A 13,646-nucleotide genomic window follows, 5' to 3' on the forward strand; every position below is an offset into this window, starting at 1 on the left:
CCATCCCGTCGTCAACCGCCCGTTAACGACGACGCCGCAACGATCGTCGCCGGGCCGATCTCGACGATGAACGGGGCTGACGAATGACCTTCGACGACGCGCGCGACGACTTCTCCCGTCTGCACCGCATCTTCAGCTTCCATCTCGGGGTCGCCGTCGGCCTGTCGTGGCTGACCACGCTCTACGCCGCCTGCTACGCGCCGTGGGTGCGCAACATCCGCGCGATCCTCGACCCGGCCAACGGCCTCGACCACATCGAGAGCACGGTCTCCTACCTGTTCGTGATGCCGGCGCTGCTGACGCTGGCCTGGGTCTCGCTGGTCTTCGGCCGCGAGGTGATCCGCCGCTCGCAGACGCTTCCGAGCGTCGCCATGGAGTTCGCGGTCGCGGCGCTGGTCGCCTTCGGCGTGTTCTACCTCTCGATCGACCGCGCCGTCGCCGCGCTCTACGCCGGCCTCTGACGCGAGCAAGGCGGTTTCTCCGCTCCTGCTTCGACAGCCAAGCGATCCCTCTTCCCGCGTGCGGGAGGGGGGACGCATCATACGGTCGAGCGTTGAGAGGGCTTGAACCCATCCCGGCCGGGTCGGAAACGCGTCCCCGGTTTCGGGACGGCCCAACCATGCGTGCACACGCCCTTTCAAACGCCTCCGGCTGCGTGTAGACGCGGGTCTCAACGACAATCCCGCCGCCTGCGCCCATCCGCGCCGCCCCGAGAGCCGGGCTGCGCGGTCGGGCACGCGTGAGCGCATCCAAGGCGTCCGATGCCGAAGCGCACCGATATCTCCTCGATCCTCATCGTCGGTGCGGGGCCGATCATCATCGGGCAGGCCTGCGAGTTCGACTATTCCGGCACCCAGGCCTGCAAGGCGCTCCGCGAGGAGGGCTACCGGATCGTGCTGGTCAACTCGAACCCGGCCACCATCATGACCGACCCGGACATGGCGGATGCGACCTACGTCGAGCCGATCACCCCGGAGATCGTCGCCAAGATCATCGAGAAGGAGCGGCCGGACGCGATCCTGCCGACCATGGGCGGCCAGACCGCGCTGAACTGCGCGCTCTCGCTCCAGCGCATGGGCGTGCTGGAGAAGTACGGCGTGCAGATGATCGGCGCGACGGCCGAGGCCATCGACAAGGCCGAGGACCGCCATCTCTTCCGCGACGCGATGACCAAGATCGGCCTCGAGACGCCGAAATCGGAGCTCGCCAACGCCTCGGTGCCGAAGAAGGCCGACCGCGACAGGCGCCTCGCCGAGATCGCCCGCATCGAGGCGCAGTGGCCTGCGGGTGCCGACCGGGACGCGGCGGTCGCCGCCTTCGAGAAGACTTGGCATGCGGGCGAGGGCGACCGGCGCAAGCGCTACATCGAGCACGCGCTGGGCCAGGCCCTGATCGCGCTCGCCGAGGTCGGCCTGCCGGCGATCATCCGGCCGTCCTTCACCATGGGCGGCACCGGCGGCGGCATCGCCTACAACCGCGAGGAATTCCTCGACATCGTCGAGCGCGGCATCGACGCGTCGCCGACCAACGAGGTGCTGATCGAGGAATCGGTGCTCGGCTGGAAGGAGTACGAGATGGAGGTCGTCCGCGACAAGGCGGACAACTGCATCATCGTCTGCTCGATCGAGAACATCGACCCGATGGGCGTCCACACCGGCGATTCCATCACCGTCGCGCCGGCGCTGACGCTGACCGACAAGGAATACCAGGTGATGCGCGACGCATCCCTCGCGGTGCTGCGCGAGATCGGCGTCGAGACCGGCGGCTCGAACGTGCAGTTCGCCATCGACCCGGCCACCGGCCGGATGATCGTCATCGAGATGAACCCGCGCGTGTCGCGCTCCTCGGCGCTGGCGTCGAAGGCCACCGGCTTCCCGATCGCCAAGGTCGCGGCCAAGCTGGCCGTCGGCTACACCCTCGACGAGATCGCCAACGACATCACCGGCGGCGCGACCCCGGCCTCGTTCGAGCCGACGATCGACTACGTCGTCACCAAGATCCCCCGCTTCGCGTTCGAGAAGTTCCCCGGCGCCGAGCCGACGCTGACCACCGCGATGAAGTCGGTCGGCGAGGCGATGGCGATCGGCCGGTGCTTCGCCGAATCGCTGCAGAAGGCCCTGCGCTCCCTCGAGACCGGGCTCACCGGCCTCGACGAGATCGAGATCGAGGGGCTCGGCAAGGGCGACGACCACAACGCGATCAAGGCGGCGATCGGCACGCCGACGCCGGACCGGCTGCTCAACGTCGCGCAGGCGTTGCGCCTCGGGGTGAGCCATGCCGAGGTCCACGCCTCGTGCAAGATCGACCCGTGGTTCCTGGAGCAGCTGCAGGGCATCATCGACCTGGAGAACCGGGTCAAGGCGCACGGCCTGCCGGCGACGCCGGGCGCGTTCCGCCAGCTCAAGGCCGCGGGCTTCTCCGACGCGCGCCTGGCCGTCCTCGCCGGGACCGACGAGCCGTCGGTGCGCGAGGCGCGCCGCGCGCTGAAGGTGCGGCCGGTGTTCAAGCGGATCGACACCTGCGCCGCCGAGTTCAAGGCGCCGACCGCCTACATGTACTCGACCTACGTCGCCCCCTTCGCCGGCACGGTCGCCGACGAGGCCCAGCCGACCGCGGCCAGGAAGGTCATCATCCTCGGCGGCGGCCCGAACCGGATCGGCCAGGGCATCGAGTTCGACTATTGCTGCTGCCACGCCTGCTACGCGCTGTCGGAGGCGGGCTACGAGACCATCATGGTCAACTGCAACCCGGAGACGGTCTCGACCGATTACGACACCTCCGACCGGCTCTACTTCGAGCCGCTGACGCAGGAGGACGTGCTCGAGATCATCGAGACCGAGCGGCAGAACGGTACCCTGCACGGGGTCATCGTCCAGTTCGGCGGCCAGACGCCGCTGAAGCTCGCCCGCGCGCTCGAAGCCGCCGGCGTGCCGATCCTCGGCACCTCGCCGGACGCGATCGATCTCGCCGAGGACCGCGACCAGTTCAAGCGGCTCCTCGACAAGCTCGGGATGAAGCAGCCCAAGAACGGCATCGCCTACTCGGTCGAGCAGGGCCGGATGGTCGCGGCCGACCTCGGCCTGCCCTTCGTGGTGCGCCCGAGCTACGTGCTCGGCGGCCGCGCCATGGCGATCATCCGCGACGAGACCCAGTTCGCCGACTACCTGCTCGACACCCTGCCGAGCCTGATCCCGTCCGAGGTCAAGTCGCGCTACCCCAACGACAAGACCGGCCAGATCAACACGGTGCTCGGCAAGAACCCGCTGCTGTTCGACCGCTACCTGTCGGATGCGGTCGAGATCGACGTCGACGCGGTCTGCGACGGCACCGACGTGTTCATCGCCGGGATCATGGAGCACATCGAGGAGGCCGGCATCCATTCCGGCGACTCGGCCTGCTCGCTGCCCTCGCGCTCGCTCTCGCCCGAGATCATCGCCGAGCTGGAGCGCCAGACCAAGGCGATGGCGCTGGCGCTGAAGGTCGGCGGCCTGATGAACGTGCAGTACGCGATCAAGGACGGCACGATCTACGTGCTGGAGGTGAACCCGCGCGCGTCCCGCACGGTGCCGTTCGTCGCCAAGGTGATCGGCGAGCCGATCGCCAAGATCGCCGCCCGGGTCATGGCTGGCGAGGCCCTGGCCGCGTTCGGGCTGAAGAAGAAGGTCCTCAACCACATCGCGGTGAAGGAGGCGGTGTTCCCGTTCGCGCGCTTCCCCGGCGTTGACGTGCTGCTCGGGCCTGAGATGCGCTCCACCGGCGAGGTCATCGGGCTCGATGCCGGCTTCGGCGTCGCCTTCGCCAAGAGCCAGCTCGGCTCGGGCACCAAGGTGCCGCGCTCGGGGACGGTGTTCGTCTCGGTGCGCGACGGCGACAAGGCGCGCATCCTGCCCTCGATCCGGCTGCTGGCCGGGCTCGGCTTCGCGATCGTGGCGACCGGCGGCACCCAGCGCTACCTCGTCGAGAACGGCGTCGCCTGCGACCGGGTGAACAAGGTGCTCGAAGGCCGGCCGCACGTGGTCGACTCGATCAAGAACGGTGACATCCAGCTCGTCCTGAACACCACCGAGGGGGCCGGCGCGCTGTCGGACTCGCGCTCGCTCCGCCGGGCGGCCCTCTTGCATAAGGTGCCGTACTACACCACTCTGGCCGGAGCGATGGCGGCGGCCGAGGGCATTCAGGCCTATCTCGAAGGTGACCTTCGGGTCCGCGCCCTGCAGGAATACTTCGCAGCCTGAAGCCGGGCGGCGACACGACGTTTCTGACCGATCGCGGACCCTGCGCTCGGACAGGTTTTGGAATCTGGCCCGGAGGGCGCGGCATCCCCGCGTCCGGCCGGGCCTCTTCATTGTGGCGCGAGACGATGGCGATAGACAAGGTTCCGATCACGGTGCGTGGCTTCGCAGCCATGGAGGAGGAGCTGAAGCACCGCCAGCAGGTGGAGCGCCCGCGCATCGTCGCGGCGATCTCCGAGGCGCGCGCGCACGGCGACCTCTCCGAGAACGCCGAGTATCACGCCGCCAAGGAGGCGCAGTCCCACAACGAGGGCCGCGTGCTCGAGCTGGAGAGCCTGATCGCGCGCGCCGAGATCATCGACGTCACCAAGCTCTCGGGCGACAAGATCAAGTTCGGCGCGACCGTGAAGCTCGTCGACGACGATACCGAGGAAGAGAAGACCTACCAGATCGTCGGCGAGCCCGAGGCCGACGTGCATTCGGGCCGGGTCTCGATCACCTCGCCGATCGCGCGGGCGCTGATCGGCAAGGGCGTCGGCGATTCCGTCGAGGTGACGACGCCCGGCGGCGGCAAGTCCTACGAGGTCGTCGGCATCCGGTACGGGGGCTGACCGGTGCGGATGGCGCGACGCTGGATCGCCGGGCTGCTGGCCCTCCCGGCTCTGGCCGCACCGGCCGTGACCGCCCTGGCCGTGACCGCTTCGGCCGTCGCCGCCCCGGCCTCGGCCGGCGATTTTCCGAGCCTGCGGGGCGGCCGCTTCTCCGACGTCCGCGTCGACGTGCGCCCGCTCGTGGCGCTCGGCGCCGGGGCAGAGGCCGAGGCGCTGCGCGCCGACCTGACCGCGGCCCTGCGCAGCCGCTTCGCGGCCCGCCTCGGCGGCCGCGGCCCGAGCCTCGTGGTCCTGGTCCGCGGCTTCTCGCTGCGGCCCTACGCCGGCGGCAACAACAGCGGCCGCTCCGGCTTCGGGGGCGGCTCGCAGAACGACTACCTCGACGGCGAGGCGCTGCTGGTCGCCCGCGACGGCGCGATCCTCGGGCGCCACCCGCAGCTCACCGCCACCCCGTCGAGCTTCGGCGGGGCGTGGTACGATCCGCAATCCGAGCGCCGCCGCGTGACCGCCATCGCCGACATCTACGCCGACTGGCTCGTCCGCAACCTGCCCGTCGACTGACGTGATCCCCCCCTCCGAGACGCACGCCGCCCCGGCGCTTTCCGGCGCCCGCGCCTGGATCGTCACCGACGGCAAGGCCGGCGACGAGAACCAGTGCGTCGGCATCGCCGAGACCCTTCGCCTGTCCTACGAGATCCGCCGGGTGCCGTCGCACGGCCCGTTCGGCTGGACGGCGCCGTGGGGGCCGATCGACCCGCGCCAGGGCCCGTATCGCAGCCGCGGCGCGCTGGCCGGGCCCTATCCCGACATCCTGATCGCCTCCGGGCGGCGCGCGGTGCCTTATCTCCGCGCGATGCGCCGGGCCGCGCCGGGACGCACCTTCACCGCCTTCCTGAAGGACCCGCGCACCGGGCACGACAGCGCCGACTTCATCTGGGTGCCCGACTACGACGACCTGCGCGGCCCCAACGTCTTCACCACGCTGACCGCGCCGCACCTCGTCACCGCCGAGCGGATCGCGGCTGCCCGCGCGCGGCCGGACCCCCGGCTGACGGCGCTCGACGGGCCGCGGGTCGCGGTGCTGATCGGCGGGGACAGCCGACACCTGAGCTATCGCGCCCTCGACATGCAGCGCCTGGTCGACGACCTGCGCAAGCTCGCCGGGTCGGGCTGCCGGCTGATGGTCACCGTCTCGCGCCGCACGCCGGACCCCCTGCGCGACGCGATCCGCACCCTCGTCTCGGAGACCGGCGGCTTCCTCTGGGACGGCGGCGGCGACAACCCCTACGTGGCGATGCTGGCGCTGGCCGACGCGGTGGTGGTCACCTCCGATTCGGCGAACATGGTCAGCGAGGCGGTGTCCACCGGCGCGCCGGTGCTGCTGTTCGACCTGCCGCGTACCTATATCCGCCACCGGCGGATGTTCGCGGGGCTGGCGATGGCCGGCGCCTTGCGGCCGTTTACCGGGCGGTTGGAGCCGCTGGCCTACAAGCCGATCAACGCCACGCCGGTGATCGCTCAGGCGCTCGCCGACGACTACGCCGCCTTCCGGGCGGCACAGGGCGGTCTGCCGGCCGGCCGGCACGCCGCCGAGGCTTAGAGCGAGGGATTCGAGGACGTCATGGCCCACACCCATTCCAGGCTGATCATCGTCGGTTCGGGGCCGGCCGGTTACACGGCCGCGATCTACGCGGCCCGTGCCATGGTGCAGCCGCTGCTGATCTCGGGCTTCCAGCCCGGCGGCCAGCTGATGATCACCACCGACGTCGAGAATTATCCGGGCTTCGCCGAGGCGATCCAGGGGCCGTGGCTGATGGAGCAGATGCGGCTCCAGGCCGAGCATGTCGGCACCACGATCCTGTCGGAGTACATCACCAAGGTCGACCTCAAGGTGCGCCCGTTCCGGCTCGAGGCCGATTCCGGCGAGACCTATTCCTGCGACGCGCTGATCATCGCCACCGGCGCCCAGGCGAAGTGGCTCGGCCTGCCGTCGGAGGCCAAGTTCCAGGGCGGGGGCGTCTCGGCCTGCGCCACCTGCGACGGCTTCTTCTTCCGCGGCAAGCCGGTGGCGGTGGTCGGCGGCGGCAACACGGCCGTCGAGGAGGCCCTGTACCTCGCCAACCTCGCCTCGAAGGTCACGGTGATCCACCGCCGGGACAGCTTCCGCGCCGAGCGCATCCTGCAGGAGCGCCTGTTCAAGCATCCGAACGTCGAGGTGCTGTGGAACCGCGAGATCGACGAGATCTGCGGCACCACCACGCCCGCGCCGTCGGTGACGCACCTGCGCCTCAAGGACACCCGCACCGGCGAGGCCAGCGCGGTGCCGGTCGACGGCGTGTTCGTCGCGATCGGCCACAAGCCGGCGACCGAGGTGTTCGAGGGCCAGCTCGCGATGCGCCACGGCGGCTACCTCAGCGTCCGCCCCGGCACCGCCGAGACCGAGATTCCCGGCGTGTTCGCGGCCGGCGACGTCACCGACGACGTCTACCGCCAGGCGATCACCGCGGCCGGCATGGGCTGCATGGCTGCGCTGGAAGCGGAGAAGTACCTCGCCAACCTCGACATCGGCGAGAGCCCGCGACAGGCCGCCGCCGAGTAGGCGCGAGCTCGTCCACCGGCCCGAATCCCCGTTCGGGCGGGTGAGGACTGCGCGGTTCGGCCCCGCGCCGAGGATCTGTCAACATTTTCTTTTTGCGGCGCCTTGCGCGCGACCATGCTCAGGACGCATGAGTGACGGGCGTCGCGACGAGGCCGGACCCGTTCGACCGCAGCCGGATCCGATGCGTCGCAGCGGGTCCGGGAAACGCCCGCGTCGTTCGACGGCGCGGGTGGCCGGAATGGGGCGCGCGTGCCTCGGCGTCGTCTGGGTGCGTGAGGGAGTCTCGCCGTGGATTGGGACAAGATCCGGATCTTCCTCAACGTCGCGGAAGCCGGCAGCTTCACCCGTGCCGGCGACGACATCGGCCTGAGCCAATCCGCGGTGAGCCGCCAGATCAGCGCCCTGGAGCGCGAGCTGAAGGCGCCCCTGTTCCACCGCCACGCCCGCGGCCTGATCCTGACCGAGCAGGGCGACCTTCTGTTCCGCGCCGCGCGCGACATGAAGCTCCGGCTGGAGAACACCCGCGCCCGCCTCGTCGAGACCAGCGAGCGGCCGTCGGGCGACCTCAAGGTGACCACCACCGTGGGGCTGGGCACCGCGTGGCTCGCCCAGCGCGTCGCCGAATTCCTCGACCTCTACCCGGACGTGCGGATCGAGCTGATCCTGACCAACGAGGAGCTCGACCTCGCCATGCGCGAGGCCGACGTCGCGATCCGCATGCGCCGGCCGGCCCAGCCCGACCTGATCCAGCGCCGGCTGTTCACGGTGCACTACCACGCCTTCGCCAGCCAAGATTACGTCAAGCGGTTCGGCGAGCCCAAGACCGTCGAGGACCTCGACGAGCACCGCCTCGTCTCCTTCGGCGGCAACGAGCCGTCCTACCTGCTGGCGGCGCACTGGCTCGCCAATGTCGGCCGTGAGGGCCGCGAGCGCCGCCCGGTCGCCTTCACCGTCAACAACATCGGCGCGCTGCAGCGGGCGATGGAGACTGGCGCCGGCATCGGCATCCTGCCGGACTACGCGGTCGACGGCGACGACCACCTCGTCCAAGTGCTGCGCGACAGCGAGATGCCGACGCTGGAGAGCTATCTCGTCTACGCCGAAGAGATGCGCACGGTCGCCCGCGTCCAGGCGTTCCGCGACTTCCTCGTCTCGAAGGCGCAGCGCTGGACGTACTGAGGCGCTGGCCGCCACCGCCCTTCCGACGCGGCTCGGCGGCGCCCGTCGTCGAACGGGCTCCGAAGCGACCCTCGAAGCCGCCCGGATCGGCCGAGGCCGGCGGGTCGGGGCTTCGTCATCGGATCGCGGGGTCGGCGATGGCGCGTACCTTCGGCGACCGCCCGCAGGCCCGTGGTCCCGGCGGCATCCGCCGATGCGACATCCGACCTATCCTTGTGCGTCGTCTAGGCTTGCATTCTCATCGTCATTTCGGTAATTTCTGAAATGACGAGATCGACGAGGCCGCGGGCATGTCTCTCCTATCCGAGATCGACGCGCTGACGCTTGCGCGGGCGCAGTTCGGGTTCACCGTCGCCTTCCACATCGTCTTCCCGGCCTTCTCGATCGGGCTGGCGAGCTACCTCGCGGTGCTCGAAGGTCTGTGGCTGGCGACCGGCCGCGAGGTGTTCATCAATCTCTTCCACTACTGGCTCAAGATCTTCGCCATCGCTTTCGCGATGGGCGTCGTCTCCGGCCTGGTGATGAGCTATCAGTTCGGCACCAACTGGTCGGTCTATTCCGACAGGACCGGCCCGGTGCTCGGGCCGTTGATGGCCTACGAGGTCATGTCGGCCTTCTTCCTGGAGGCCGGCTTTCTCGGCGTGATGCTGTTCGGCATGAAGAAGGTCGGCCGCGGCCTGCACATGCTGGCGACCCTGATGGTGGCGGTCGGCACCGGCTTCTCGGCGTTCTGGATCGTATCCGTCAATTCCTGGATGCAGACGCCGGCCGGGTACGGCACGAATGCGCAAGGTCAGTTCGTGCCCCTCGATTGGTGGGCGATCGTCTTCAACCCGTCGTTCCCGTATCGGCTCGTGCACATGGTGCTGGCCGCCTACCTGACGACGGCGCTCGTGGTCGGCGGCGTGGGTGCCTGGCACCTGCTGCGGGACCGCGCCAATGCGGGCGCCCGCACCATGTTCTCCATGGCGATGTGGATGCTGGCCTGCGTCGCGCCGCTCCAGATCCTCGCGGGCGATGCCCACGGCCTGAACACGCTCGCGCATCAACCGGCCAAGGTCATGGCGATGGAGGGCCACTTCCGGGGTCATCCGGACGGGGCTCCGCTCATCCTGTTCGGCCTGCCGGACCAGGACGCGGCGACCGTCCGCTACGCGCTGGAGGTGCCCAAGCTCTCGTCGCTGATCCTGAAGCATTCGCTCGACGCAGCCCTCGATGGGCTCGACAGCGTCCCGCGCGCGAATTGGCCGCCGGTGCCGATCGTGTTCTGGTCGTTCCGCATCATGGTCGGGCTCGGCGTCGCGATGCTGGGCGTCGGCCTGTGGAGCCTGTGGGCGCGGTGGCGCGGGCGCCTCTACGAGACGACCTGGCTGCACCGCGTCGCGGTGACGATGGGGCCCGCGGGCTTCGTGGCGGTGCTGGCCGGCTGGATCACGACGGAGGTGGGCCGCCAGCCCTTCACGGTCTACGGCCTGCTGCGCACCGCGCAATCCGCGTCTCCGCTGCAGGTGCCGGCCGTCGCGAGCTCGCTGCTCGCCTTCGTCGTGATCTACCTTTCGGTCTTCGGCATGGGGATCCTCTACATCCTGCGGCTGATGGCGCATGCGCCCCATCGCGGCGAGGAAGGCCCCGAGGTCGGCCTGCCGATCCGCGCCGCCGGCCTCACGCCCGCGCCCGCCGTCGATCCCGATCGCCATCTGCAGCCGGCGGAGTAGGAGCCATGGACGCCGCCTTCGATCTCTCGACGGTCTGGGCCTTCGTGATCGCGTTCGCGGTCTTCGCCTACGTGGTGATGGACGGCTTCGATCTCGGCGTCGGGCTGCTGTTTCCCAGCCTCCGGGCCGGGGAGGAACGCAACGTCGCCATGAACTCGATCGCGCCCGTCTGGGATGGCAACGAGACGTGGCTGGTGCTCGGCGGCGGCGGCCTCTTCGCCGCGTTCCCGCTCGCCTACGCGATCATCCTGCCCGCCCTCTACGCACCGATCGTCGCCATGCTGCTGGGCCTGGTCTTCCGAGGCGTGGCCTTCGAATTCCGCTGGCGCGATCCCCGCCATCGCGCCCTCTGGGACGTCGCCTTCGCGGGCGGCTCGCTGGTCGCCGCCCTGGCGCAGGGCATCGCCCTGGGCGCTCTCCTCCAGGGCATCGCCGTCACCGGGCGCGGCTACGGCGGCGGGCGGTGGGACTGGCTGACGCCGTTCAGCCTGTTCACCGGGATCAGCCTCGTGCTGGGCTACGCGCTCTTGGGCGCCACGTGGCTCGTGATGCGGACCGAGGGAACGACGCGCGAACTCGGCCGACGCATGGCGTTCCGGTTCGGGATCGCCACCATCGCCTGCATCGCGGCCGTGAGCGCGGCGACCCCGCTGCTCGACGCCGCCTTCGCCGCCCGCTGGTTCGCCTGGCCGAACGTGTTGCTGACGGCTCAGGTGCCGTTGCTGGTCGTGCTCGGCAGCGTCCTGTTCTTCCGGACGCTCTTGCGCGGGGCCGAGCGGGCGCCGTTCCTGCTGGCGCTCGGGCTGTTCGGCCTGTCGTATGTCGGTCTGGGAATCAGCATCTATCCCGACATCGTCCCCGGCCGGGTGACGATCTGGGAGGCGGCCTCGCCGAGATCCTCGCAGATCTTCATGCTGGTCGGCGCGGGCGTCCTCATCCCGGTCATCCTGGCCTACACCGCCTACGCGTACTTGGTCTTCCGGGGCAAGGTCGGCGCGGACGGCTACCATTGAGCGGGCTGATGCCGCGTTGGGCCGGCCGGCTCGGCTGGTTCGTGGCCCTCTGGATCGGCGGGGTCGTCGTCGTCGGCGGGATCGCCTTCGTGCTGCGCCTCTGGCTCAAGGCATAGCGGGCGATGCAGCTTCCTCCCCTCGTGCAAGCCTTCGTGCTGCATTTCGGCGAGATGGGCTCCCGCTGGGGCATCAATCGCACGGTCGGCCAGATCTACGCGCTGCTGTTCGTGTCGCCGCAGGGGCTCAATGCCGAGGAGATCGTGGACAAGCTCGGCCTGTCCCGCTCGAACGTGAGCATGGGGCTCAAGGAGCTCCAGGCCTGGAGCCTCGTCCGCCTTCAGCACAGGCCCGGCGACCGCCGCGACTACTTCTCGACGCCGGAGGACATCTGGCAGATCGTCCGGACCCTGGTGGAGGAGCGCAAGAAGCGCGAGATCGACCCGACGCTGACGCTGCTGCGCGAGCTGCTGATGGAGGCGGCGAGCGATGACGACGAACGCTACGCCCAGCAACGCCTGACCGAGATGCGCGATCTCTTCGAGTTGTTCGCCGGCTGGTACGGCGACGTGCGCCGCCTCGACACGCAACGCCTCGTGCAGCTTCTGACGCTCGGGGCCCAGGTGCAGAAGGTGCTGGAGATGAAGGATCGTTTCCTGCCGGGACGGGCGGCACGAGGAAAGGCGTCGATCGGCTGACGGCTGCCCGGAGCCGGGCGCGCAACCCGGCGGTCGGGCCGTCGCGTGCCGCGAGAGCCTTCATCCGTCGCCGGCGGCGGGCGGCGGCCGCCCCCGGCGCAGGCTCCCGTTCCTCGTCGTCCGGCTTTCGATATGCCGACCGCGACCGGTTCCCGATCGGCCAACGGTTCGAACCGGAGGCATCGCACCGGCTGGCCCTCCGCGCCTCGGCCCGGTAACACCCGGCCGGCCCGCATGGGGGCCGCAATCCGGAGCATCATGTCGACACGGCCGATCGCCTTCGACCTCACCCGCCTCGTCACCCGCCTGCGCCATCCGAGCCCGTCCGGGATCGACCGGGTCGACCTCGCCTATGCCCGCCACGTGCTCGACGGCGCCGGCGCGCGCTTCGGGCTGGTCTCGACCGGCCTCGGGCCGCGCATCCTTGAGCGGGACCACGCGTCCCGCATCGTCGACGCGGTCGCGGACGGCTGGACCGAGGACGTGGTGGCCGAATCCGATCCGGTCTACCGCCGCCTCGAGGCACGGCTCACCGGCCGCCCGGCGGAGGCCGTCGCCGGGCGCGACCAGCGGTCCGGCACGATCCGCCGACGGCGCATCCAGGCCGAGACCGTGCTCGGGATCCTGCGCGCCGCACCGATCTCGGCCCTGCCGGAGGCCAGCCTCTACCTGCACACCTCGCACCTGCGCCTCGACAAGCCGGAGCGCTTCGACTGGCTCTACACCCGCACCGACGTGCGGCCGGCGTTCTTCGTCCACGACCTGATCCCGATCACCCATCCCGAATACGGCCGGCCCGGCGAGGCCGAGCGCCACCGCCAGCGCCTGCGGACCATCGGCCGGCACGCGGCCGCCATCGTCGTGAATTCCGCAGATACCGGCGAGCGGACGCTGGCGCACCTCGCCGCCGACGGGTTCGGGCGTCCGCCGCTCGCGGTCGGGCATCTCGGCGTCGAGCCGGCCTTCGGGCGCGACGGCCCGCGCCTCGTGCCCGACCGGCCGACCTTCCTCGTCTGCGGCACGATCGAGCCGCGCAAGAACCATCTGCTGCTGCTCCATCTCTGGCGGGAGCTCGCCGAGCGCCACGGCCCGGCCACGCCCCGGCTCGTGCTGGTCGGGCGCCGCGGCTGGGAGGCCGAGAACGTCGTCGACCTGCTGGAGCGCTGCGAGGCGATCCGCCCGCACGTCGTCGAGGTCTCCGGGCTCTCGACCCACGGCCTCGCCGCGCTCACGCGGAGCTGCACGGCGCTGCTGATGCCGTCCTTCACCGAAGGCTACGGCATCCCGATCGTGGAGGCGGCGGCGTCCGGCGTGCCGGTGGTCGCCTCCGGAATTCCGGTCCACCGCGAGATCGCCGAGGGCTTCGCCGCCTTCCTCGACCCCCTCGACGGCCTCGGCTGGGGGCAGGCGGTCGAGGATCTGAGCCGGCCGGGCTCCGGGCTTCGCGAGACGCTGGCCCAGCGCCTCGACGGCTACGCCGCGCCGACCTGGGCGGCGCATTTCGAGCAGGCAGACGCGCTGCTCGATGCGCTCTGATCCGCGGCGCGCCTTCGGCGGCGTGTTGCACCGCGGACGGCTGACGAATAAGGAAAAGCGTCAGCC

General features: G+C 70.3%; 12 protein-coding genes. All 12 read left to right on the plus strand.

Annotated features, from left to right (window positions below; genetic code table 11):
• Window positions 1-83 precede the first annotated feature (83 nt).
• The 12 genes from MKK70_RS28935 (at window position 84) to MKK70_RS28990 (ending at window position 13,580) form a co-directional block, all read left to right on the plus strand.
• A complete protein-coding gene (locus MKK70_RS28935; protein WP_147727012.1) occupies window positions 84-461 on the plus strand; it encodes a hypothetical protein in 378 nt (125 codons plus the stop codon).
• A 300-nt stretch (window positions 462-761) separates the two neighbouring features.
• Window positions 762-4,235, plus strand: a complete 3,474-nt coding sequence (gene carB, locus MKK70_RS28940) for a carbamoyl-phosphate synthase large subunit (RefSeq protein ID WP_243951436.1) — start codon at window positions 762-764, stop codon at window positions 4,233-4,235.
• 131 nt (window positions 4,236-4,366) lie between these two features.
• Window positions 4,367-4,843, plus strand: a complete 477-nt coding sequence (gene greA, locus MKK70_RS28945; RefSeq protein WP_187274882.1) for a transcription elongation factor GreA — start codon at window positions 4,367-4,369, stop codon at window positions 4,841-4,843.
• 9 nt (window positions 4,844-4,852) lie between these two features.
• Window positions 4,853-5,404: a hypothetical protein gene (locus MKK70_RS28950; protein ID WP_243951438.1), complete on the plus strand. Its 552-nt coding sequence runs from the start codon at window positions 4,853-4,855 to the stop codon at window positions 5,402-5,404.
• Between the two features lies 1 nt (window position 5,405).
• The gene (locus tag MKK70_RS28955; protein ID WP_243951440.1) at window positions 5,406-6,443 is read left to right on the plus strand and encodes a mitochondrial fission ELM1 family protein; all 1,038 of its coding nucleotides are present in this window, start codon (window positions 5,406-5,408) and stop codon (window positions 6,441-6,443) included.
• A 21-nt stretch (window positions 6,444-6,464) separates the two neighbouring features.
• Window positions 6,465-7,442, plus strand: coding sequence for a thioredoxin-disulfide reductase (trxB, locus tag MKK70_RS28960; RefSeq protein ID WP_147727818.1), 978 nt, complete (start codon window positions 6,465-6,467; stop codon window positions 7,440-7,442).
• A gap of 288 nt (window positions 7,443-7,730) precedes the next feature.
• Complete coding sequence (locus MKK70_RS28965; protein ID WP_147727817.1) at window positions 7,731-8,621, plus strand: LysR family transcriptional regulator; 891 nt, start codon at window positions 7,731-7,733, stop codon at window positions 8,619-8,621.
• A 290-nt stretch (window positions 8,622-8,911) separates the two neighbouring features.
• Entirely contained in the window at window positions 8,912-10,336 is a 1,425-nt protein-coding gene (locus MKK70_RS28970) for a cytochrome ubiquinol oxidase subunit I (RefSeq protein WP_243951441.1), read from the plus strand.
• A gap of 5 nt (window positions 10,337-10,341) precedes the next feature.
• Window positions 10,342-11,349: a cytochrome d ubiquinol oxidase subunit II gene (cydB, locus tag MKK70_RS28975; RefSeq protein ID WP_243951444.1), complete on the plus strand. Its 1,008-nt coding sequence runs from the start codon at window positions 10,342-10,344 to the stop codon at window positions 11,347-11,349.
• Between the two features lie 8 nt (window positions 11,350-11,357).
• Entirely contained in the window at window positions 11,358-11,465 is a 108-nt protein-coding gene (locus MKK70_RS28980; protein ID WP_147727815.1) for a DUF2474 domain-containing protein, read from the plus strand.
• Between the two features lie 6 nt (window positions 11,466-11,471).
• Window positions 11,472-12,044 (plus strand): GbsR/MarR family transcriptional regulator, encoded by a 573-nt coding sequence (locus MKK70_RS28985; RefSeq protein WP_243951446.1) that lies wholly within the window; start codon window positions 11,472-11,474, stop codon window positions 12,042-12,044.
• Window positions 12,045-12,302: 258 nt separating this feature from the next.
• Window positions 12,303-13,580: a glycosyltransferase family 4 protein gene (locus tag MKK70_RS28990; RefSeq protein WP_243951448.1), complete on the plus strand. Its 1,278-nt coding sequence runs from the start codon at window positions 12,303-12,305 to the stop codon at window positions 13,578-13,580.
• Window positions 13,581-13,646 lie beyond the last annotated feature (66 nt).

The sequence above is a fragment of the Methylobacterium sp. E-041 genome (assembly GCF_022829665.1).
In the GTDB taxonomy this organism is placed as follows: Bacteria; Pseudomonadota; Alphaproteobacteria; order Rhizobiales; family Beijerinckiaceae; genus Methylobacterium.

Excerpts from the sequence above, each read along its gene's own strand:
- MKK70_RS28935 (WP_147727012.1), top strand. The coding sequence starts at position 84 with ATGACCTTCGACGACGCGCGCGACGACTTCTCCCGTCTGCACCGCATC.
- carB (WP_243951436.1), top strand. The coding sequence starts at position 762 with ATGCCGAAGCGCACCGATATCTCCTCGATCCTCATCGTCGGTGCGGGG.
- MKK70_RS28950 (WP_243951438.1), top strand. The coding sequence starts at position 4,853 with ATGGCGCGACGCTGGATCGCCGGGCTGCTGGCCCTCCCGGCTCTGGCC.
- trxB (WP_147727818.1), top strand. The coding sequence starts at position 6,465 with ATGGCCCACACCCATTCCAGGCTGATCATCGTCGGTTCGGGGCCGGCC.
- MKK70_RS28970 (WP_243951441.1), top strand. The coding sequence starts at position 8,912 with ATGTCTCTCCTATCCGAGATCGACGCGCTGACGCTTGCGCGGGCGCAG.
- cydB (WP_243951444.1), top strand. The coding sequence starts at position 10,342 with ATGGACGCCGCCTTCGATCTCTCGACGGTCTGGGCCTTCGTGATCGCG.
- MKK70_RS28980 (WP_147727815.1), top strand. The coding sequence starts at position 11,358 with ATGCCGCGTTGGGCCGGCCGGCTCGGCTGGTTCGTGGCCCTCTGGATC.
- MKK70_RS28985 (WP_243951446.1), top strand. The coding sequence starts at position 11,472 with ATGCAGCTTCCTCCCCTCGTGCAAGCCTTCGTGCTGCATTTCGGCGAG.
- MKK70_RS28990 (WP_243951448.1), top strand. The coding sequence starts at position 12,303 with ATGTCGACACGGCCGATCGCCTTCGACCTCACCCGCCTCGTCACCCGC.